The following is a 19,117-nucleotide window of genomic DNA, read 5'->3' on the forward strand; positions in this document are numbered from 1 at the left end:
CACGCGGCGGAGCCGGGCATGACGCCGCAAGGCCACTACACCGTCGTCGCGCCGCTGGCCGACGGCCGCGAGGCCGCGCTGCGGCAGTTGCTCGACGGCATGAACCGCGTGCCCGGCGTGGCCGACCCCTTCAACCCGGTGCTGCCCTTCGGCGCCGTGCCGGGGCTGCACTTCGCCCGGCTGGTGCTGATCGACGACGCGCTGCAGGCCGACCTGGACCTGCTGCCGCCCGGCCCTGCGCAGCCTCGCCCGCGCCCGCACCTGCCGACCGCGCTGGTGCTGATGGGCGACTGCGACGGCGTTGGCCGCGACGGCCTGGCCGCGCTGGTCGAACACGCCGACGCCGGCCTGCGCACGCTGTTCGGCCACTGCGCCGGCTTCGATCCCGCCGCCGACGACGCGGCGCTGCTGGCCTGGCTGCTGGCGCACGAGCGGCCGGCCCAGGCGGCCTACGTCAACACGGTCGGCCGCACCGTCCGGCAGATCCGCGAGAACGCCGCGCTGCAGGCCTGGCTGGCACCGCGCATCCCGCGTGTGCCGCTGACGGCACCCGACGGCGCGCGGCGCGCCCACCGCGAACTGTGCGAACAGGTCCGCGCCGCCGTGCAGCGTGGCGAGCTGACGCTGACGCCCGAGGCGCCGACGCCTTGGCGGTGGCGGCTGCGGCAGTGGCTGCACCTGATCGGCATGCCACTCCTGGTCCTGTGGTGCACGGTGCAGTTCGCGCTCTTTCTGTTGCTGGTGTTGCCCTGGCTGCTGTTGCACCTGCGCCAGCTGGAAGAGACCGACCCCGAGATCTGCCCGCGCCCCGACCCCGCGCTGCTGGCGACGCTGCAGGTGCTGGAGGACCGCGACGTCAGCAACCAGTACACCGCCATCGGCCCGGTCAAGCCCGGCCGCTTCCGCGCCGCGCTGCTGGCCGTCGTGCTCGGGGTGATCGACTACACCTGCCGCCACCTCTACACGCGCGGCCACCTCGGGCGCGTGCAGACCATCCACTTCGCCCGCTGGGTCTGCCTAGACGAGGGCTCGCGGGTGCTGTTCATCAGCAACTACGACGGCAGTCACCAGGGCTACATGGACGACTTCATCAACAAGGTCGCCTTCGGTCTCAACGTCGTCTTCAGCAACGGCGTCGGCTGGCCGCGCACCCGCTGGCTGCTGCTCGGCGGGGCCCGGCTCGAACACCGCTTCAAGCCCTACCAGCGCCGCCACCAGGTGCCCACCCAGGTCTGGTTCAAGGCCTACCCGGGCCTGAGCCTGGCCGACCTCGCGCGCCACCAGCGCATCCGCGCCGGCCTGGCGATGACCGACCCCACCGAGGCCCAGGCGCTGGCCTGGCTGCGACTGCCATGAACGCCTGGCCACCCGTCGAGCTGGACGACGTCCAGGGCCTGCTGCGGCGCGGCTACGGCCAGCATGCCGAGTCGGCCTACCTGCTGCTGACGGTGCGTGATCCGGCCGCTGCGCGGCGCTGGCTGGGCCGCGCGCCGGTCGCCACCGCCCGGCGCGACGGCGAGCTGCCGGAGCGTGTCCTGCAGGTCGCCCTGACGGCCCCCGGCCTGCGCGCGCTGGGCCTGGCCGACGACGTGCTGGCCGGCTTCTCGGCCGAGTTCCTGCTCGGCCTCGGGCAGGACGAGAGCCAGGCTCGCCGGCTCGGCGACATCGGTCCGAACGCGCCGTCCGGCTGGGCCTGGGGCCACGGCGAGCGCACGCCGCATGTGCTGCTGGTGCTGCTGGCGCGGCCGGGTCGCCTGGCCGGCTGGGCCGAAGAACTGCAGGTCGACAGCGCCGGCGCCTTCGACACCGTGGCCACGCTGTCGGGCACCGCCCGCGACGGCCGCGAGCCCTTCGGCTTCGCCGACGGCCTGTCGCAGCCCGAGCCGGACTGGGACCGCCGCCGCCCGGTCAGCGATGCCGAACGGCCGGCCTACGACAACGTCGGCTGCCTGGGCGAGTTCCTGCTCGGCTACCCGAACGAATACGGCGGCTACACCGCCCGCCCGCTGCTGGACGCCGCCCGCGATCCGCGCGGCCTGCTGCCCGAGGCCGAGGACGAACCCGGCCGGCGCGACCTGGGCCGCAACGGCAGCTACCTGGTGCTGCGCCAGCTGGCGCAGGACGTGGCCGGCTTCTGGTCGTGCATGACGCGCATGGCCGAGTCGCTGGGCGATCACGACGGCGATGCCGCCGGCCGGCTGGCCGAACGCCTGGTCGGCCGCCGCCGCGACGGCCAGCCGCTGGTCGAGCGCCACGGCCCCGGCGCCGAGGACTTCGACTTCAGCGCCGACCCTGACGGCCTGCGTTGCCCCCTGGGCGCCCACATCCGCCGCAGCAACCCGCGCAATGGCGACCTGCCGCCGGGCGACCACACCGGTCTGACCTGGCTGCTGCGCACGCTCGGGCTGGACGCCGCCGCGCGCGAGCGTGACCGCGTCGCGTCGACCCGCTTCCACCGTCTGCTGCGACGGGGTCGTGCCTACGGGCCCGCCGACGCGCCGCAAGGTCTTGCCTTCGTCGCGCTGAATGCCAGCCTGAGCCGCCAGTTCGAGTTCGTGCAGGCCGCCTGGATTGCGAGCACGCACTTCGACGGCCTGAGCGGCGAGGCCGACCCGCTGCTCGGCCACCGCCTGCCCGACGAGGCCGGCCGCCCGTCCGATGCGATGACCTTGCCGCAGCCCGGCGCGGCACCGCAGCGTCTGCAGGGCCTGCCGCGTTTCGTCACGGTGCGCGGCGGCGCCTACTTCTTCCTGCCCGGCGTGCGGGCGCTGCGCTGGATCGCGGCGCAAGGCGAGCCGGGTCAGCAAGGGCTCACGTCATGAGCCACCCCGAGCCGGCCGGCGCGCTGGAGCGGGCGCTGCACCGCAGCCTCGTCCGGCTGATGCAGCTGGAACGCCGCATCGACCCGTTCTTCCGCCCGGCCGTCGACGCGCTGCTGCGCGAACCGCTGACCCGCGCGGTGCAGGCGCTGATCCGCCGCCAGCCCGGCGTGCTCGATGCGCGGCCGGGCGAGGAAAGCCTGCTGCCCGGCGAAGAAGCGCTGGTCGAGTCCATCGTGGCCGACATGCGCGACTACCTGCAGCGCCACTACCGCCCAGGCGGCGCCGAGCGGGCCGGCAACACCAAGACCCACGGCGTCGTGCGGGCCGAGCTGCGTGTGCATGAAGGCCTGCCCGAGGCGCTGCGCCACGGCGTCTTCGCGATGCCGCGCCGCTACCCGGCGTGGCTGCGCTTCGGCGGCCCCGGGCCGGCCAGCCCGCCCGACATCGACGACGTCGGCGTGCTCAGCCTGGGCCTGAAGGTGATGGACGTGCCCGGCCCGAAGCTGCTCGACGACGAGCGGTCGACGCAGGACTTCACCGCCATCAGCACGCCCGTCTTCACGACCCCGGATGTGCAGGCCAACGCGGCGCTGCAGGCCATGATCCGGCGCGACACGCCGCTGTGGTACTTCCTGCGCGGGCACCTGCTCGACAGCCTGATGCAGGCGCTCTGGTCACGCACCCAGACCAGTCCGCTGGAGACGGCCTACTGGGGCTGCGTGCCCTACCGGCTCGGGCCGCGTCAGGTCATGCAATACAGCTTCCGGCCGCCGGCTGGACAGCGCCCGAGCGCCATCCCCGGGCTGCCGGGCCGGCCGTCGCCGCACTACCTGCGCGAGGCCCTGGCCGCGACGCTGCGCGAGCGCGACGCCCGCTTCGAGCTGTGCGTGCAGTTGCAGACGGACCCGCGCACGATGCCGATCGAGAACGCCTCGGTGCGCTGGTGCGAACGGCGTTCGCCGCCGCTGCCGGTGGCCACGCTGCACATCCCGCAGCAGGTGTTCGACAGCGCCGCGCAGCTGGCCTTCGCGCACCGCCTGTCGATCCACCCGTGGCATGCGCTGGAGGCGCACCGCCCGCTGGGCAACCAGAACCGGGCGCGGCGGCGCATCTACCTCGAACTGTCGCGGCTGCGCCAGCAGATGAACGCGACGCCGCATGTCGAGCCGGACGGCTCGGAGCGGTTTGACGGCTGAGGCTCAGGCCACCTGCGGCGCGTGGCCGTCGTGGGTCGCCATGTAGGACTCGATCTCCGCCTCCAGCTCGGCCATCGCCTCGCCACCGGCCATCAGGTCGGTGATCTGCTCGCGCGTCTTCTCGCCCTTGCGGAAGTCGGCCGCCTTGGCGCCGCGGATCAGCACCGCGAAGTGGTCGCCCACGGTCATCGCGTGCGTCACGTTGTGGGTGATGAAGATCACCGCGATGCCCTTCTTGCGGGCCTGCAGGATGATGCGCAGCACGTGCGCGGCTTCCTTGACGCCCAGCGCGGCGGTCGGCTCGTCGAGGATCAGCACGCTGGCGCCGAAGTGGACCGCGCGGGCAATCGCCAGCGCCTGGCGCTCGCCACCGGACAGGCCGCCGACCAGCCGGTTGCCGTCGTCGATGCGGGTGATGCCGAGTTCGCGCATCTCGCGCACCGCGATCTCGTTGGCGGTCTTGCGGTCGAAGACCTCGAACGGGCCCCACTTTTTCGTCGGCTCGGCGCCGACGAAGAACGAGCGGCCGATGCTCATCAGCGGGAAGGTGCCGCCGAACTGGTGCACGGTCGAGATGCCGTGGTCGCTGGCATCGCGCGGCGAGCCGAACACCAGCGTCTTGCCATTCATCGACATCGTGCCGCTGGTGGGCTGGTGGACGCCCGACAGGATGCGGATCAGCGTGGACTTGCCCGCGCCGTTGTCGCCCAGCAGGCAGAGGACCTCGCCGGCGTTCACCTCCAGCGAGATGTCATGCAGGACATCGACCGGGCCGAAGGACTTGTTGACGCCGTCGAGCTTGAGCAGGGGTGCGTTCATGGTCAGGCCTTCTTGACAGTGGACTTGGCGGCGGACTTCACGGTGGACTTCGAATGCGACAGCGCCTTGGTCCGGAAGGTGTTGTTGAGCAGCACGGCGGCCAGCAGCAGCACGCCGATGATCAGGCTGGCCCAGTTGGCGTCGAAGCCGGTGTAGTAGATGCCCTGGTTCACGATCGCGAAGGTCATCGTGCCCAGCACGATGCCGATCACCGAGCCATAGCCGCCGGTCAGGATCACCCCGCCGATCACCACCGCGATGATCGAGTTGAAGATGAAGGACTGGCCGGCCGAGACCTGCGCGCTGTTGTAGAGGATGGCCTGGCACATGCCCACGAAGGCCGAGCAGAAGCCGCTGCCCATGTAGAGCGCGATGTTGAGCTTGTCGGTCGGGATGCCGGCGTTGCGGGCGCTGACCTTGTCGCCGCCGAGGGCCAGGATCCAGTTGCCGTACTTGGTGTGGCTGAGGATGAAGCCGACCAGCGCGATGGCACCGAGCCACCACAGCAGCACGACCTCGAACTTGCCGTCGATGAAGTCGCCCAGCACGGCCTTGGTGATCGGGTCGGCCTTCAGCGCGACGCTGGTGCTGCCGGCGATCAGGACCGACAGGCCGAGCGTCAGGCCGGCGACCGCGAACAGCGTGGCCAGCGTGACGACGAAGGACGGCAGGTCGGTGCGGATGATCAGGTAGCCGTTGAGCCAGCCGATCGCCAGGCCCAGGCCCAGCGAGGCGGCGATGCCCACGGGCATCGGCAGGCCGAAGTGGCCCGAGACGATCGCCACCGTCATCGAGCTGGCGGGGATCACGCTGCCGACCGACAGGTCGAGGTGGCCGGCAATCATCAGCAGGCCGACCGGCAGGGCGATGATGCCCAGCTCGGCGGCGATGTTGAGCCAGCTGGCCGCGCCGCTGGCCGACAGGAAGGTGTCGCCACCGAAGATCGAGAAGAAGACGAAGACCGAGACGAGGCCGATGAACGAGCCGGTCTCCGGTCGACGCATCAGGTTGCCGAGGTTGAAGGTGGGCATGCGCGGACTCGCGTCGAGAGGAGCCCCGGAAGCCGGAGCGGAGGTGAGGGACGGGTTCATGGCGTGGTCGGGTCAGGCACGGCGGAGGGACTGCAGGGGCCGCCAGCCGCCGTGTGGACGACCGACCCCGCCGGTCAGGCCCGGGATGGGGCCCGGACCCGACCGGCGCAACAGGTTCCGATCAACCGGTGATCAGCGCGCGCCGGCCTTGGCGCCGGCCAGCGTGGCGCCGACGTTCGACGCGTCGACGATGCCGGGGCCCGTCAGCAGCGGCGCGCCCGGCACCTTCAGGCCGTACTGCACGAAGCCGTTGAGCATCGACACGGCCAGGTAGCCCTGCAGATAGGGTTGCTGGTCGATGCAGAACAGCTGCGTGCCGTCCTGGATGCGGGCCAGGTTGGTCGGGTCGATGTCGAAGGTGCCCAGCTTGACCTGCTTGACCAGGCCGGCCTGGCTGATGCCGGTGGCCGCGCTGGTCGCGTCACCAGCGCTGATGGTGATGATCCCGTCGACCGTCTTGTCCTTCTGCAGCGCGGCCTTGACCGCCTGCGCCACCGCCGTCGGGTTGCCGAACGACGAGGCCGGCAGCGGCAGCTGGGTCGACTTGCCACCCGCCTTGGCCATGCCGTCGGCCACGCCCTTGCAACGCGATTCCTGGTTGGTGGAACCCGGCTGCGTGTTCACGCACAGCACGTTCTTGGCGCCGCTCTTGGTGAAGTACTCGCCACCGCCCATGCCGGCGACGTATTCCTCGCTGCCGACGTAGTTCATCGCGCCCAGGCGCTTGGCGGCTTCCATGCCACCGGCGTTGTAGATGATCAGCGGCACGCCGGCGGCGACCACTTCCTTGAAGGCGGCGTCCATCGCCTCGGGCACCCAGTCCGGACCGACGATGGCATCGGGCTTCTGGCTCAGCGCCGTGCGGATCAGCTTGGCGGCGTCCGGGCCGAGGTTGTCGTAGGTCTGCGGGCCGAGCCAGGTGACGCTGCCACCGGCCGCCTTGACGACCAGGCCGGCGTCGTCCGCGCCCTTCTTGACACGCGACCAGAACGGATCGTCAGCCTTGCCGCCGATCACGAAGATGCGCGGGCCGGCGGCCATGGCGCTGGTGGCGGCCACGATCGCGGCGGTGGCGGCGATCAGCTTGAAGGTCTTGCTGAGGAAGGTCATGGTTGTCTCCTGTCGGTCGGAAGGTCTGGGGCCGCCCGCGCATGGCGGCCATCGGGTTGGGAACAGCGCGTGGGGATCGGTGGATCGGTCGGTCGTTGGAAGGGCCGGTCAGCCGGCCTTGCCCGCGTTCATGCGGGCCAGCTTGCGTTCGTAGCGGGCCTGCATCTGGCGGTCGCCGTCCTTGCTGCCGTCGTGCCAGGTGCCCAGCCAGAGGTCCAGCGGGACGAGGCCGTCGCCGCCGAAGTTCACCTCGAAGTGCTTGTGGTGCAGGTAGTGCAGGTAGGCGTGGCTTTGCATCGACTGCTCGCCGCCCAGCTCGATGCGCTCGAAGCCGATGTGGCCGTTGATGGCGCCGAAGCCGGCCGCGTGCAGCTGGAACATCGCCACGATCGGGTTGGACGGGATCACCAGGTGCCACAGCGCGACCGCGTGGTAGAGGAAGCCCTCGACCGGGTGCATGCTCAGCGACGACCACGGGCTCGGGTTGACCGAGTTGTGGTGGATCGAGTGGATCCACCTGTAGAGCGTCGGCGTGTGGATCAGCCGGTGGATGGCGTAGAAGTGGACCTCGTGGATGGCCGGCGACAGCAGCACCAGCAGCGTCAGCCAGACCGGGTGTTCGGCCCACGTCAGCCAGGCGCCGATGCCGTTCGCCCAGCACCACAGGAAGATCACCTGCACCAGCGTCCACAGCGGGATCGAGATCAGGAAGCTGCGCAGGAAGTTGTCGAGGTTCTGGCTCTTGAACCAGAACACGTCCGACGGCGATTCGGACGGGAACTTGTGGTGGTACTTGAAGCGCGAGCCCTGCGCCCGCTGGCGGTACAGCCGCCACTCGAAGGCGCCGTACCAGATCAGGCAGCCGACCCAGTTGGCCGCCAGCAGCAGCGCCGGCCAGCCCCAGCCGAGCGTCTTGAGGGTCTCGACATCGGGCACGACGAAGAACCACCACAGCAGCGCGGTGGCCATGTGGAAGGCATTCCACGGCCAGACATAGCCGGGCAGCCAGGCCAGCACCTTCAGCAGGCGCGGTGGCCAGGCCCACAGCGGCGCGACCTCGCGCCGGGCGTTGGGCGCCCAGTCGCCGCGCTTGTTGCGGGTGCCGTGCAGCGTGTCATCCATGATCATCAGGTCCTGTTTTGCAACCGAGTGCAATGGACTTTATCTGCCACTTGAAAAAATTCTTCTACGTACTTACCCGAAAGGAATCCGGGTTGCACGGGCAGCAGACGCGTCAGGATCCCTTTGCAGACGCCTCATCCTGCAGTGCAGCATGACGGAACAGCGGCTGGATGACCGGACTTGGCCGCGTCGACCTATCGTTTTCCCGAGAACCATCGCTTCGGAAGAGAAAAATCTTTCTGTTCTTGTTGCACCCGAGTGCATCGCTTTCTACACTTCGCTCCGAACCCACTGAAGGATCCCGACGTGAACTCTCCCTTTGTGCTGGCCGCCTGCGCCGAAATGCTGTGGAACGACCGCCCGATGGCCTGGCGCCTGTCTCGCCTGACCGAGATGGGCTACGAGGTCGGCATCTGGAACTGGCCCAACCATGAGCTCTCGATGCTGGAGAAGGCCGCCGCCGCCGGCACGCGCTACTCGTCGATGACCGGCTACCTGCGCGGCCGACTGGCCGACGATGCCGGCGCCGACGAGCTGCTGGCCACCGCCGCCGAGGCCATCGCCATCGGCAAGCGCCTGAACGTGGCGCGCCTGAACCTGCACGGCACCGGCCTGGGCGACCGCGGCCTGCCGGTCACGCCTTGCGAGACCGTCACCGGCGCGATGTGGCTGAAGGCGCGCGACACGCTCAACCGCATCGCCGACCTGGCCGAGCGCGAGGGCGTGACCTTCATGATCGAGAACCTGAACCTGCCGGTCGACCACCCGGGCGTGCCCTTCGCGCTCGCCAAGGACACCCTGGCACTGGTCTCGTCCGTCAACCGGCCGGGCCTGAAGCTCAACCTGGACCTCTATCACGCGCAGATCGGCGAGGGCAACCTGGTCGAGCTGTGCCGCGCCTGCCTGCCGTGGATCGGCGAGGTGCAGGTCGCCGACGTGCCCGGCCGCATGGAGCCCGGCACCGGCGAGGTCAACTACGCCGGCGTCGCCCGCGCGCTGAAGGGCATGGGCTACACCGGCACGGTCTGCATGGAGGCCTACGCCTCGGGCGACCCGGAAGCCGCGCTGGACGCCTTCCGCAGCGCCTTCACGGTCTGACCCTCCACCCTCAGGACATCCGATGACCCTCACCACCAGCACCGCCCGGACGCGCCGCCCCACCGTCGCCGACATGCGCGCCCTGAAGGGCAAGCGCCAGATCTCGATGCTCTACGTCACGACGCCCGAGGAGGCCGCTGCGGCCGATGCGGCCGGCGTCGACATGCTGTCGATCGAGGGCCGATTCTTCAACGCCGAGATGCGCGCCGCCGCCGGCAACTGCTTCGTGCAGGTCGGCCTGCCCTACGGCCCGTACGGCCAGCTGATCACCGCCGAGGACTACCTGCGCGAGGCCTTCCACTTCATGGCCCTGGGCGGCGACTGCTTCTACTGCGCCGCCTCGCTGGCGGTGCAGAAGCGGCTGTGCGACGAGGCCGTGCCGGTCGTCGGCCACGTCGGCCTGATCCCGTCGCAGGCGACCTGGACGGGCGGCTTCAAGGCCGTCGGCAAGACCGCCCCGAGCGCGCTGGCCGTCTGGCAGCACGTGCAGCGTCTCGAAGCCATCGGCGTGTTCGCCGCCGAGCTGGAGGTGGTGCCCGACCGCGTCGCCGCCGAGATCTCGCGCCGCACCTCCGTGCTGATGCTGGGCATGGGTGCCGGCCCCGGCGCCGACGCGCAGTACCTGTTCACCGAGGACGTGCTGGGCCACACCCGCGGCCACAAGCCGCGTCACGCCAAGACCTACCGCAACTTCGCGGTCGAGTTCGAACGCCTGCAGCGCGAGCGCGTCGCCGCCTTCCAGGAATTCGTCGCCGACGTCAACACCGGCGCCTACCCCGCACCCGAACACGTCGTGCCGATCGCGGACGCCGAGTTCGAGCAGTTCCTCGCCAGGCTCACCGACTGAGCCAGCCCGGGATCGGTCAACATCACGTTCCCTTTCCTGTTCCCCGTTTTTCCTGTTCCCCTGACCTCAACACCGGAGTCCCCACCATGATCAACGTCGGATTGCTCGGCGCCGGCCGCATCGGCAACGTTCACGCCAAGAGCATCGCCGCCAACGCGGACAGCCGCCTGGTCGCCGTCTCGGATGTCAACCTCGGCGCGGCCGAGAAGCTGGCTGCGGCCTATGGCGCCAAGGCCTGCAGCTCGCAGGACATCATCAACGACCCGTCGATCCACGCGGTGCTGATCGCCACGTCGACCGACACCCACGCCGGCCTGATCGAGGCCGCTGCCGCCGCCGGCAAGGCCGTGCTGTGCGAGAAGCCGGTCGACCTGAGCCTGGAACGCGCGCTGGCCTGCCAGGCCGCCGTCGCCCAGTCCGGCAAGCCCGTGATGATCGGCTTCAACCGCCGCTTCGACCCGAACTTCGCCGCGCTCAAGCGTGCCTTCGATGGCGGCGAGATCGGCAAGGGCGAGCTGCTGTCGGTGACGTCGTTCGACCCGGCCCCGCCGCCGGTGGCCTACATCAACGTCTCCGGCGGCCTGTTCCGCGACATGGCCATCCACGACTTCGACATGGCCTGCTGGATCTTCGGCGGCGTGCCGGAAGCGGTCACCGCGATCGGCTCGTCGATCGTCGACCCCGCCATCGGCGAGGCCGGTGACGTCGACACCGCCGTCATCACGCTGCACTACGCCGACGGCCGCATCGCCGTCATCAAGAACAGCCGCCGCGCCGTCTACGGCTACGACCAGCGCCTGGAGCTGCTGGGCGCCAGCGGCCTGCTGCAGGCCGGCAACGTGCTCGAGAACACCGTCAACAAGGTGACGACGGCCGGCGCCACCAGCGCCAAGCCGGAGTACTTCTTCCTGGAGCGCTACATGCGCGCCTACGAGGCCGAATGGCGCGCCTTCATCGACGCGGTCAAGGCCGGCACCGGCTACCCGGTGACGCTGCAGGACGGCGTCAACGCGCTGGCCATCGCCGAAGCCGCGACGCTGTCGTGCAAGACCGGCAAGACCGTGCGCCTGAAGGACGGTCGACCGGTGGTCTGAGCCTGATCGAGCCGCCGCCGCCTCAGGCCAGGCGGCGGTGCGACGAACGCAGCACCAGCGTGCCGGGCGCCATCAGCGAACCGGCGTCGACCGCGTCCGCATCGAGGATGCGGCGGATCGCCTCGCCCACCAGGTAGGCGGTCGGCTGGCGGAAGGTGGTCAGCTCATAGGGCGGCGCCGACGCGATCTCGATGTCGTCGAAGCCGACCACCGCGATGCGGTGCGGGTTGCCGCTCAGGTGCAGGGCATCGAGCGCGCCGATGGCCAGGATGTCGCTCTCGCAGAACAGCGCCTCGATGCGCTGTTCGCGGGGGGTCGACTCCAGGTATTTCAGCAGCGCCTGCATGCCCTGTTCACGGCGGTAGTGATCGGTGGTCAGCACGCAGGACAGCGGCACGCCGCAGGCCTGCAGGCGATCGCGGAAACCGTCGAGCCGGCGCAGCTCGGTGCGGGCCGAGGCCGGGCCGGCCATGTGGCCGATGCGGCGATGGCCCTGGGCCAGGAACAGGTCGGCGATCTCGGCACCGGCCGCGTAGCCGTCGGTGGTGACGTAGGGAATGTTGGACAGCGAGCTGTTGCGGCTGACGACCACCAGCGGCACGCGGCGGATCTTCTGCGCCAGTTCGATGAGTTCCTCGTCCAGCGAGGTGCCCATGAACATGATCCCGTCGACCTGGAACTGGTCGGCCAGCCGCAGCGCCGCGGCAGGGCCGTATTCGGGGCTGAGGTTGAGCAGAAGCGAGCTGAAGCCGCGGGCCTGCAGCTGGCGGGTCGCCTCGTTGATCAGGAACAGCTGGTTCGGGTTGCCGAGTTCGTCGACCACGACGGCCACCAGCCGCGTGCTGCGGGTCGACAGGCTGCGCGCCAGCAGGTTGGGCGAGTAGCCCATCTCGGCGGCGGCCTGCAGCACGCGCTCGCGCACGTCGGGGGCGATCGAGGCGCCGTCGGTGAAGGCGCGCGAGACCGTCCACTTGGACACGCCCACCCGTTCGGCGACGTCGCTGGCGGTGATCTTGCGGGAGCTGGAAGGGTCGCGGGCCATGGTGGAGGTGTGGAGCAATCAGGCGCTGCCCAGTGCAGCTTCAAGGACTTTAGCCGCGGCATTCTGGCCGCAGGAGTCGGCAAGCATGGAGAACGTTTCCCTCGACATGCGCGGCGCCCATCCGCCGTCGCGGCTGCTGCTGGAGATGCAGCGCGAACTGCCCGCGCTGAGTCCGAAGCTGGGCCATGTCGCGCGCTTCTGCATCGAGCACGCGGCCACGCTGCACCACCACCGCATCCAGGATGTCGCGCGGGCCAGCGGGACGATTCCGGCCTCGGTCGTGCGGCTGGCCCAGCGCTTCGGGCTGCGCGGCTTCCAGGAACTCAAGTACGCGCTGGTCGACCGGGCCGGGCGCGAAAGGCCCGATCCCGTCGAGCCGCCGGACGACTGGCTGCAACCGGACAGCGCCCGCGCGCTCGAGGACATCGAGGCCAGCGCGCTCGCGATCGGCAGCCTGAAGGGCCTCGTCGCCCGACCCGAATTCCGCCTCGCCGTGCAGGCGCTGCGCGGCGCGCGGCGCCTCCACGTCGTCGCCGCCGGCCCGACCGACGAGGCCATCGCCGCCCACCTGCGCAGCGGCCTGCAGGTGGTCCGCCCCGACCCGACCGTGACAGCCCAGCCGGGCGACTGGCTGGTGCAGGTCGCCGTCTGGCAGGACCTCAGCCCCGAGACCCGGCCACGCGATCCGCGCCCCTACGGCCCCTGCGTGCTGAGCCTCGTGCGCGGCCGCATGAACCGATTCACCGGCCGCGCGCCCGACGGCATCGTCATGCGGCTGGGCACCGACAGCCGGCGCCTGCTCAACGCGCTGGCACTGGGCGAGGCGCTGACCCATGCGCTCCATCCGGACCGCCAGGTCGACGACTGAATCGCCGCTCCGGACCCGTTCATCCACCTTCGTCCCTCCACCTGCCAGCCACTTCCGCCGCGAAAGGAAACCGCCATGTCCACCTGGATCCCCACCGTCTCCTTCGACGCCATCGACGACGAGGACGTCACCCGCTTCGACCACGCCGGACGCACCTTCGCGATCTACCGCGTCGAGGACCGCGCCTATGCCAGCGACGGCCTGTGCACGCACGAGAACGTCCACCTGTGCGATGGCCTGGTGATGGACCACGTCATCGAATGCCCGAAGCACAACGGCCGCTTCGACATCCGCGACGGCCGCCCGCTCGGCGCGCCGGTCTGCGTGGCGCTGAAGACCTACGCCGCCAAGGTCGAGGCCGGCATCGTCCACATCGAGATCTGAACCCGAGGAACACCGCCATGCGCGCCGCCCACATCCTGACCCTCTCCTGCCCCGACAAGCCCGGCATCGTGCATGCCGTCTCCGGCACGCTGCTGCGCCACGAGGCCAACATCGAGGAAGCCGCCCAGCACCAGGACGTGCGCACGGGCCAGTTCTTCATGCGCGTTCAGTTCAGCTGCCCCGACGAGGCACGCGACGCGCTGGCCGCCGACCTGCACGCGATGGCCGGCGGCTGGGCCATGACCATCGGCCTGTACCCGCACCAGGCCCCCGTGCCGACGGTGATCCTGGTCAGTCAGCACGGCCATTGCCTGAACGACCTGCTGTTCCGCTGGAAGTCGGGCCTGCTGCCGATCACGCCCAAGGCCATCATCTCCAACCACCGCGACTTCTACCGCCTGGCGGCCAGCCATGACGTGCCCTTCCACCACATCCCGGTGACGGCCGCGACCAAGCCCGAGGCCGAGGCGAAGCAGCTGGAGATCATCGAACGCGAAGGCGCCGAGCTCGTCGTGCTCGCGCGCTACATGCAGGTGCTGTCGGACGACATGTGCCGCCGCCTCTCGGGCCGCGCGATCAACATCCACCACAGCTTCCTGCCCAGCTTCAAGGGCGCGCGGCCCTACTACCAGGCCCACGAACGCGGCGTGAAGCTGATCGGCGCAACCGCGCACTACGTGACGGCCGACCTCGATGAAGGCCCGATCATCGAACAGGACGTCGCCCGGGTGGATCACGCGATGAGCCCGGAAGACCTGACCGCCCGCGGCCGCGACACCGAAAGCCAGGTGCTGGCCCGCGCCGTCAAGTGGCACACCGAGCGGCGCGTGCTGCTCAACGGCCACAGCACGGTCGTCTTCAACTGAGTCCGGACCCGCGATGAGCGCCCAACTGATCGACGGCAACGCCCTCTCCCGCCAGCTCCGCGCCGATGTCGCGCAACGCGCCGCCGCGCTGACCGCCCGCGGCATCACGCCCGGCCTGGCCGTGATCCTGGTGGGCGACAACCCCGCCAGCGCCGTCTACGTGCGCAACAAGGTCAAGGCCTGCGCCGACAGCGGCCTGCATTCGGTGCTGGAGAAACACGACGCCTCGATGACCCAGGACGAGCTGCTCGCCCGCATCGACGCGCTGAACCGCGACCCGGCGATCCACGGCATCCTGGTGCAGCTGCCGCTGCCCAGACACATCGACGACCACGCGGTGATCGAGGCCATCTCGCCGGCCAAGGACGTCGACGGCTTCCATGTCGCGAGTGCTGGCGCACTGATGGTGGGCCGAATCGGTGGACCTTCGGGGGGCTTCAAGGCCTGTACGCCCTACGGCTGCATGAAGATGCTGGAGAGCATCGGCATGACCGACCTGCGCGGCCAACACGCCGTCGTCATCGGCCGCAGCAACATCGTCGGCAAGCCGATGGCGATGATGCTGCTGGCGGCGAATGCCACGGTGACGGTCTGCCACAGCGGCACGGCAGACCTGGCGCACCACACCCGTCAGGCCGACATCGTCGTGGCCGCCGTGGGCAAGCGCAACGTGCTGACGGCCGGCATGGTCAAGCCGGGCGCGGTCGTCATCGACGTCGGCATGAACCGCAACGACGAGGGCAAGCTGTGCGGTGATGTCGACTTCGACGGCGTCCGCGACGTCGCCGGCTGGATCACGCCGGTGCCGGGCGGCGTCGGGCCGATGACGATCACGATGCTGCTGGTGAACACGATCGAGGCGGCGGAGCGGGGGTGAGGTCGCGCCTGGTGGGGTGTGCTTGGTGAGAGACCCCTCACCCTCATTCCCTCTCCCGCAAGGGGCGAGGGATGACTCGGTTGGGAGGGTGTCGCGTTGAACAGGTGTCGTGGCGTCTTGACTGGCTCATTACATGAGCCACCACCAGCAACACCGATCAACACGAGGCAAGAACCCCTCTCCCCTTGCGGGAGAGGGATCAAGGGTGAGGGGTCCATCCCCCGTCTGTGCTGGTCCAATCTCCCTGGACACCTCGCTAGGTGGTCAACCCCCGGAGAGGACAGATGAGCAAGAAGGAAAGAAGGACGTTCAGCGCCGAGTTCAAGCTGCAGGTCGTGCAGATGATTCGGGATCAGGGACTGAGCGTGAGCGAGGTCTGCCGAGACATGAAGCTGGGCGAGACGGCTGTGCGTCGCTGGTTGACGCAGGTCGATGAAGAGGCGGCCGGTCGGTCGGGGATCGGCAAGCCGCTGACGGCCGAGCAGCAGCGCATCCGGCAACTTGAGGCCGAGAACAGGCAATTGCGGGGCGATGTGGAGATCCTAAAAAAAGCATCGGCCTTCTTCGTCCGGGAACTGCGATGAGCCACCGGCTCGTCGAGCATCTGCACAAGAAGGCCTACCCCGTCGAGCGGCTTTGCCACGTCCTGGGCGTGAGCCGATCGGGCTACTACGGCGCGCGACATCGACAACGGCAGGCGCCAGCGGCTTGCCTGGTCAGCGCCCAGCTCAAGGCCGAGTTTGTCGCCAACGAGAAGGTCTACGGCAGTCGTCGCCTGGTCTCGGCGCTGCAGGATCTGGGCTTGCGAGTGGGTCGCTACCGCGTGCGCCGCCTGATGCGCGAACACCGTCTGCGCCCCCGGTGGCAACGCAAGTTCATCCACACCACCGACAGCGCGCACTCGCTGCCGGTCTCGGAAAACCTGCTGGCTCGGCGCTTCGATCCGAGCCGGCCTGACCAGGCCTGGGTCAGCGACATCACCTACATCCGCACGCGCAGCGGCTGGCTGTACCTGGCCGTCGTGATGGACCTGTACGCCCGCAAGATCGTGGGCTGGTCGATGGCGCCGAACATGCCCGCCGAACTGGTGTGCTCGGCGCTCCAGATGGCCATTGCCCAACGTCGACCCGCCCCCGGTCTGATCGTGCACTCGGACCGCGGCAGCCAGTACGCCAGCGGCCAGCATCAAGCGCTGCTCGCACGCCATGGCCTGATCGGCAGCATGAGCCGAAAGGGCAACTGCTGGGACAACGCGGTCATGGAGCGCTTCTTCCTGAACCTCAAGATGGAGCGCGTCTGGCATCGCGACTACGCCAACCACGGCGAAGCCACCCAGGACATCGCCGACTACATCGTCGGCTTCTACAACAGCGTGCGCAGGCACTCGAAGCTGGGCAACGTCGCGCCCAACGTCTTTGAGCAACGGCAGGCTGTACAACAACCTATCGGCGTGTCCGTTGGGGCTTGACCAGCACAGTCGCCCTCCGGCGACGCACTTGCTGCCCGGCTGAAACCCCTCACCCCCCAACCACCCGGATCAGCTCATCCACCCGCGCATCCCCACACACCCCGCCCGACATCGCCGGGATCTTGTAGAGCGGCATCTCGTTGGCGAACGCCAGCGCGCCGCGGTCGCCCTTGCGCTTGGCGGTGAGCTGTTCGGGCGTCATGCGGGCGATCTGCTCCGGGTCCTCGGGGATCAGCAGCGCGCCCAGGCCCAGGGCTTGCAGCATCTCGGCGTAGGCTGCGTCGCCGCCCGGGCGGCCGAGGAAGTCCTGGACCATCGAACGCCGCGTCAGGGCCGGGCGCGATGCGCGGCTGGCCTCGATCTCGACGGCCACGGCCAGCGGTAGCTCACGCGATGAGCCACCCGCGCGGATGTCGTAGGTGCCCGGCGTCACGGCCCAGTCGTGCAGGCCGAGGTCGTGGTGCGCGAAGTCGCGGCGGGCCAGCGTAAAGCGCACGGTGGTCGACTCGCCCGGTGCCAGGCTGACCTTGGTGAATCCGCGCAACTCGCGCACCGGCCGCACGACCTTCGGTGCGCGTTCACCGACATAGAGCTGCACGACCTCCTGGCCGGCCCGCGCGCCGCTGTTGCGCAGCGTGACCTCGACAGAGAGCGTGCCGCCACCGTCCACGTCGAAGCGATCGGCACTGGCGCGGATCGCCGTGTAGTCGAAGCGCGTGTAGCTCAGGCCATGCCCGAACGGGAACAGCGGCTGCACGTCGCGCTTGTCGTAGTGGCGGTAGCCGATGAACGGGCCTTCGCCATACCAGGCCACGCCGTCCCGGCCGGGGAAGGACGGCCAGGCGGGCGTCTGCTGCAGCGTGACCGGGAAGGTCTCGCTGAGCTTGCCCGACGGGTTGACGCGGCCGGTCAGCACGTCGGCGATGGCGCCGCCACCGGCCTGTCCGCCCAGCCAGGCCTCGACGATGGCCGGCACACGATCGACCCACGGCATCGCGACGGCCGAGCCGTTGAGCAGCACGACGACGACGTTCGTGTGCACGGCGGCCAGCGCCTCGATCAGGCGGTCCTGGCCGGGCGGCAGGTCGATGTGGCGGCGGTCGAAGCCTTCGGACTCGTAGCTGTCGGGCAGGCCGGCGAAGACCAGCACGACGTCGACGTTCTTCGCGGCGGCGACGGCTTCGGCCACGAGTGCATCGGTCGTCACGCCTTCGCCGTCGCAGCCTTGCGCATGGACGACGCGGTCGGCGCCCAGCAGCGCGACCAGCTCGTCGTGTGCGTTCGAGACCCGCGTCGGGTTGACCTGCGAACTGCCGGCGCCCTGGAAGCGCGGCAGCTTGGCGAAGTCGCCGATCACCGCGACCTTCGCACCGGCCGCGAGCGGCAGGACATCGCCGTCGTTCTTCAGCAGCACGATGCCTTCGGCGCCAACGCGGCGCGACAGCGCGTGGTGGGCCTCGGCATCGAAGGTGCTGCCCGGGCGGTGGCTGGCGTGGGCCAGCAGCATGACCGCGACCAGCTCGGCGGTGATGCGCGCCAGCACCGCCGCATCGAGCCCGCCGCCGCGCACCGCGTCAATGATCTTCTGGCGGTTGTGCGCGCCGCTGCCGGGCATCTCGAGGTTGTTGCCGGCGATGACGGCGGCGACGCGGTCGTGGATGCCGCCCCAGTCGGAGACGACGAAGCCGTCGAAGCCCCAGCGCTCGCGCAGGATGCCGGTCAGCAGCTCGCGGTGTTCGCTGGCGTGCACGCCGTTGACGAGGTTGTAGGAACTCATCACCGACCACGGCCGGGCCTGGGCAATCGCGATCTCGAAGGCCTGCAGGTAGACCTCGTGCAGCGTGCGCTCGTCGACGTCCGAGCTGGTCGCCATGCGCTCGAACTCCTGGTTGTTGACCGCGAAATGCTTCAGCGACGTGCCCACGCCCTCGCCCTGCACGCCCTCGATGTAGGCGGCGGCCATGTGGCCGGTCAGCACCGGGTCTTCCGAGAAGTATTCGAAGTTGCGGCCGCCCAGCGGCGAGCGCTTCATGTTGATGCCCGGGCCGAGCACGATGTGCACGCCGCTGGCCTGCGCCTCGCGGCCCAGCGCCTGGCCGACCTCGCACGCCAGCGCGGTGTTCCAGGTCGCCGCCAGTCCCGGCGCGGTCGGGAAGCAGGTCGCCGGCACGCTGCCGTCCAGCCCGGCGCCCACGACCTTGCGCAGGCCGTGCGGGCCGTCGGAGACGACCATCGGCGCGAGGCCGAGCCGCTCGATGCCGTGGGTCTGCCACCAGCCGTCGCCGGACAGCAGCAGCGCCTGTTCCTCGATGCTCATCTGCGCGACGAGTGCATCGGCGCGGGCGCGGTGTTCGGCCAGGATCGTGGCCGGGCTGGTGGTAGGGGTCTTGCTCATGAGGGGATCTCGTTCAGG

At 69.9% G+C, this 19,117-nt stretch carries 17 protein-coding genes; 11 read left to right on the forward strand and 6 right to left on the reverse strand.

Annotation, left to right across the window (positions count from 1 at the left end; all coding sequences use genetic code 11):
- Positions 1-18 precede the first annotated feature (18 nt).
- From ACWA7K_RS12130 to ACWA7K_RS12140, 3 genes are read left to right on the forward strand one after another with little or no spacing between them, the layout of a single operon-like run.
- Positions 19-1,356, forward strand: a complete 1,338-nt coding sequence (locus ACWA7K_RS12130) for a hypothetical protein (protein WP_456161663.1) — start codon at positions 19-21, stop codon at positions 1,354-1,356.
- Positions 1,353-2,822 (forward strand): Dyp-type peroxidase, encoded by a 1,470-nt coding sequence (locus tag ACWA7K_RS12135; RefSeq protein WP_456161664.1) that lies wholly within the window; start codon positions 1,353-1,355, stop codon positions 2,820-2,822. Before ACWA7K_RS12130 ends, ACWA7K_RS12135 begins: the two co-directional genes overlap by 4 nt.
- Entirely contained in the window at positions 2,819-4,018 is a 1,200-nt protein-coding gene (locus ACWA7K_RS12140) for a catalase family protein (RefSeq protein ID WP_456161665.1), read from the forward strand. Before ACWA7K_RS12135 ends, ACWA7K_RS12140 begins: the two co-directional genes overlap by 4 nt.
- A 3-nt stretch (positions 4,019-4,021) precedes the next feature.
- Here the strand turns inward: ACWA7K_RS12140 and ACWA7K_RS12145 are convergent, their stop codons facing one another.
- The 4 genes from ACWA7K_RS12145 to ACWA7K_RS12160 all read right to left on the reverse strand — a co-directional run bounded on the left by ACWA7K_RS12145 (position 4,022) and on the right by ACWA7K_RS12160 (position 8,160).
- Positions 4,022-4,837 carry an ATP-binding cassette domain-containing protein gene (locus tag ACWA7K_RS12145; RefSeq protein WP_456161666.1) on the reverse strand — a complete coding sequence of 272 codons (816 nt, stop codon included), beginning with the start codon at positions 4,835-4,837 and terminating at the stop codon, positions 4,022-4,024.
- A 2-nt stretch (positions 4,838-4,839) separates the two neighbouring features.
- A complete protein-coding gene (locus ACWA7K_RS12150; RefSeq protein WP_456161667.1) occupies positions 4,840-5,868 on the reverse strand; it encodes an ABC transporter permease in 1,029 nt (342 codons plus the stop codon).
- Positions 5,869-6,060: 192 nt separating this feature from the next.
- Positions 6,061-7,038, reverse strand: coding sequence for a sugar ABC transporter substrate-binding protein (locus tag ACWA7K_RS12155; RefSeq protein WP_456161668.1), 978 nt, complete (start codon positions 7,036-7,038; stop codon positions 6,061-6,063).
- A 108-nt stretch (positions 7,039-7,146) separates the two neighbouring features.
- The gene (locus tag ACWA7K_RS12160; protein WP_456161669.1) at positions 7,147-8,160 is read right to left on the reverse strand and encodes a sterol desaturase family protein; all 1,014 of its coding nucleotides are present in this window, start codon (positions 8,158-8,160) and stop codon (positions 7,147-7,149) included.
- Between the two features lie 306 nt (positions 8,161-8,466).
- On the opposite strand from ACWA7K_RS12160, the gene ACWA7K_RS12165 reads away from it, so the two are divergent.
- The 3 genes from ACWA7K_RS12165 (at position 8,467) to iolG (ending at position 11,199) form a co-directional block, all read left to right on the forward strand.
- Complete coding sequence (locus ACWA7K_RS12165) at positions 8,467-9,258, forward strand: TIM barrel protein (RefSeq protein WP_456161670.1); 792 nt, start codon at positions 8,467-8,469, stop codon at positions 9,256-9,258.
- A 22-nt stretch (positions 9,259-9,280) separates the two neighbouring features.
- The gene (locus ACWA7K_RS12170) at positions 9,281-10,105 is read left to right on the forward strand and encodes a 3-methyl-2-oxobutanoate hydroxymethyltransferase (RefSeq protein WP_456161671.1); all 825 of its coding nucleotides are present in this window, start codon (positions 9,281-9,283) and stop codon (positions 10,103-10,105) included.
- 86 nt (positions 10,106-10,191) lie between these two features.
- Positions 10,192-11,199 carry an inositol 2-dehydrogenase gene (iolG, locus tag ACWA7K_RS12175; protein ID WP_456161672.1) on the forward strand — a complete coding sequence of 336 codons (1,008 nt, stop codon included), beginning with the start codon at positions 10,192-10,194 and terminating at the stop codon, positions 11,197-11,199.
- A gap of 22 nt (positions 11,200-11,221) precedes the next feature.
- Here the strand turns inward: iolG and ACWA7K_RS12180 are convergent, their stop codons facing one another.
- Positions 11,222-12,241 carry a LacI family DNA-binding transcriptional regulator gene (locus ACWA7K_RS12180; RefSeq protein ID WP_456161673.1) on the reverse strand — a complete coding sequence of 340 codons (1,020 nt, stop codon included), beginning with the start codon at positions 12,239-12,241 and terminating at the stop codon, positions 11,222-11,224.
- A gap of 85 nt (positions 12,242-12,326) precedes the next feature.
- Between ACWA7K_RS12180 and ACWA7K_RS12185 the strand changes: the two genes are divergently transcribed.
- The 5 genes from ACWA7K_RS12185 to ACWA7K_RS12205 all read left to right on the forward strand — a co-directional run bounded on the left by ACWA7K_RS12185 (position 12,327) and on the right by ACWA7K_RS12205 (position 16,704).
- Complete coding sequence (locus ACWA7K_RS12185; RefSeq protein ID WP_456161674.1) at positions 12,327-13,109, forward strand: MurR/RpiR family transcriptional regulator; 783 nt, start codon at positions 12,327-12,329, stop codon at positions 13,107-13,109.
- A gap of 75 nt (positions 13,110-13,184) precedes the next feature.
- Entirely contained in the window at positions 13,185-13,493 is a 309-nt protein-coding gene (locus ACWA7K_RS12190; protein ID WP_456161675.1) for a MocE family 2Fe-2S type ferredoxin, read from the forward strand.
- A 17-nt stretch (positions 13,494-13,510) separates the two neighbouring features.
- Positions 13,511-14,359: a formyltetrahydrofolate deformylase gene (gene purU, locus ACWA7K_RS12195; RefSeq protein WP_456161676.1), complete on the forward strand. Its 849-nt coding sequence runs from the start codon at positions 13,511-13,513 to the stop codon at positions 14,357-14,359.
- 13 nt (positions 14,360-14,372) lie between these two features.
- A complete protein-coding gene (gene folD / locus ACWA7K_RS12200; protein WP_456161677.1) occupies positions 14,373-15,236 on the forward strand; it encodes a bifunctional methylenetetrahydrofolate dehydrogenase/methenyltetrahydrofolate cyclohydrolase FolD in 864 nt (287 codons plus the stop codon).
- Positions 15,237-15,520: 284 nt separating this feature from the next.
- Positions 15,521-16,704 (forward strand): IS3 family transposase gene (locus ACWA7K_RS12205; RefSeq protein WP_456161678.1). Its coding sequence is split into 2 segments (ribosomal slippage): positions 15,521-15,791 and positions 15,791-16,704, totalling 1,185 coding nucleotides; the frame shifts between segments, so codons are not numbered across the junction.
- A 49-nt stretch (positions 16,705-16,753) separates the two neighbouring features.
- On the opposite strand, the gene ACWA7K_RS12210 is transcribed toward ACWA7K_RS12205, so the two are convergent.
- Positions 16,754-19,099: a glycoside hydrolase family 3 C-terminal domain-containing protein gene (locus ACWA7K_RS12210; RefSeq protein WP_456161679.1), complete on the reverse strand. Its 2,346-nt coding sequence runs from the start codon at positions 19,097-19,099 to the stop codon at positions 16,754-16,756.
- Between the last annotated feature and the right edge of the window lie 18 nt (positions 19,100-19,117).

This window comes from Leptothrix mechoopdaensis (SeqCode), assembly GCF_053893855.1.

Bases quoted from the DNA above. Each gene is read 5' to 3' on its own strand.
- ACWA7K_RS12130 (WP_456161663.1), top strand. From the start codon at position 19: ATGACGCCGCAAGGCCACTACACCGTCGTCGCGCCGCTGGCCGACGGC.
- ACWA7K_RS12135 (WP_456161664.1), top strand. From the start codon at position 1,353: ATGAACGCCTGGCCACCCGTCGAGCTGGACGACGTCCAGGGCCTGCTG.
- ACWA7K_RS12140 (WP_456161665.1), top strand. From the start codon at position 2,819: ATGAGCCACCCCGAGCCGGCCGGCGCGCTGGAGCGGGCGCTGCACCGC.
- ACWA7K_RS12145 (WP_456161666.1), bottom strand. From the start codon at position 4,837: ATGAACGCACCCCTGCTCAAGCTCGACGGCGTCAACAAGTCCTTCGGC.
- ACWA7K_RS12150 (WP_456161667.1), bottom strand. From the start codon at position 5,868: ATGCCCACCTTCAACCTCGGCAACCTGATGCGTCGACCGGAGACCGGC.
- ACWA7K_RS12155 (WP_456161668.1), bottom strand. From the start codon at position 7,038: ATGACCTTCCTCAGCAAGACCTTCAAGCTGATCGCCGCCACCGCCGCG.
- ACWA7K_RS12160 (WP_456161669.1), bottom strand. From the start codon at position 8,160: ATGGATGACACGCTGCACGGCACCCGCAACAAGCGCGGCGACTGGGCG.
- ACWA7K_RS12170 (WP_456161671.1), top strand. From the start codon at position 9,281: ATGACCCTCACCACCAGCACCGCCCGGACGCGCCGCCCCACCGTCGCC.
- iolG (WP_456161672.1), top strand. From the start codon at position 10,192: ATGATCAACGTCGGATTGCTCGGCGCCGGCCGCATCGGCAACGTTCAC.
- ACWA7K_RS12180 (WP_456161673.1), bottom strand. From the start codon at position 12,241: ATGGCCCGCGACCCTTCCAGCTCCCGCAAGATCACCGCCAGCGACGTC.
- ACWA7K_RS12185 (WP_456161674.1), top strand. From the start codon at position 12,327: ATGGAGAACGTTTCCCTCGACATGCGCGGCGCCCATCCGCCGTCGCGG.
- ACWA7K_RS12190 (WP_456161675.1), top strand. From the start codon at position 13,185: ATGTCCACCTGGATCCCCACCGTCTCCTTCGACGCCATCGACGACGAG.
- purU (WP_456161676.1), top strand. From the start codon at position 13,511: ATGCGCGCCGCCCACATCCTGACCCTCTCCTGCCCCGACAAGCCCGGC.
- folD (WP_456161677.1), top strand. From the start codon at position 14,373: ATGAGCGCCCAACTGATCGACGGCAACGCCCTCTCCCGCCAGCTCCGC.
- ACWA7K_RS12210 (WP_456161679.1), bottom strand. From the start codon at position 19,099: ATGAGCAAGACCCCTACCACCAGCCCGGCCACGATCCTGGCCGAACAC.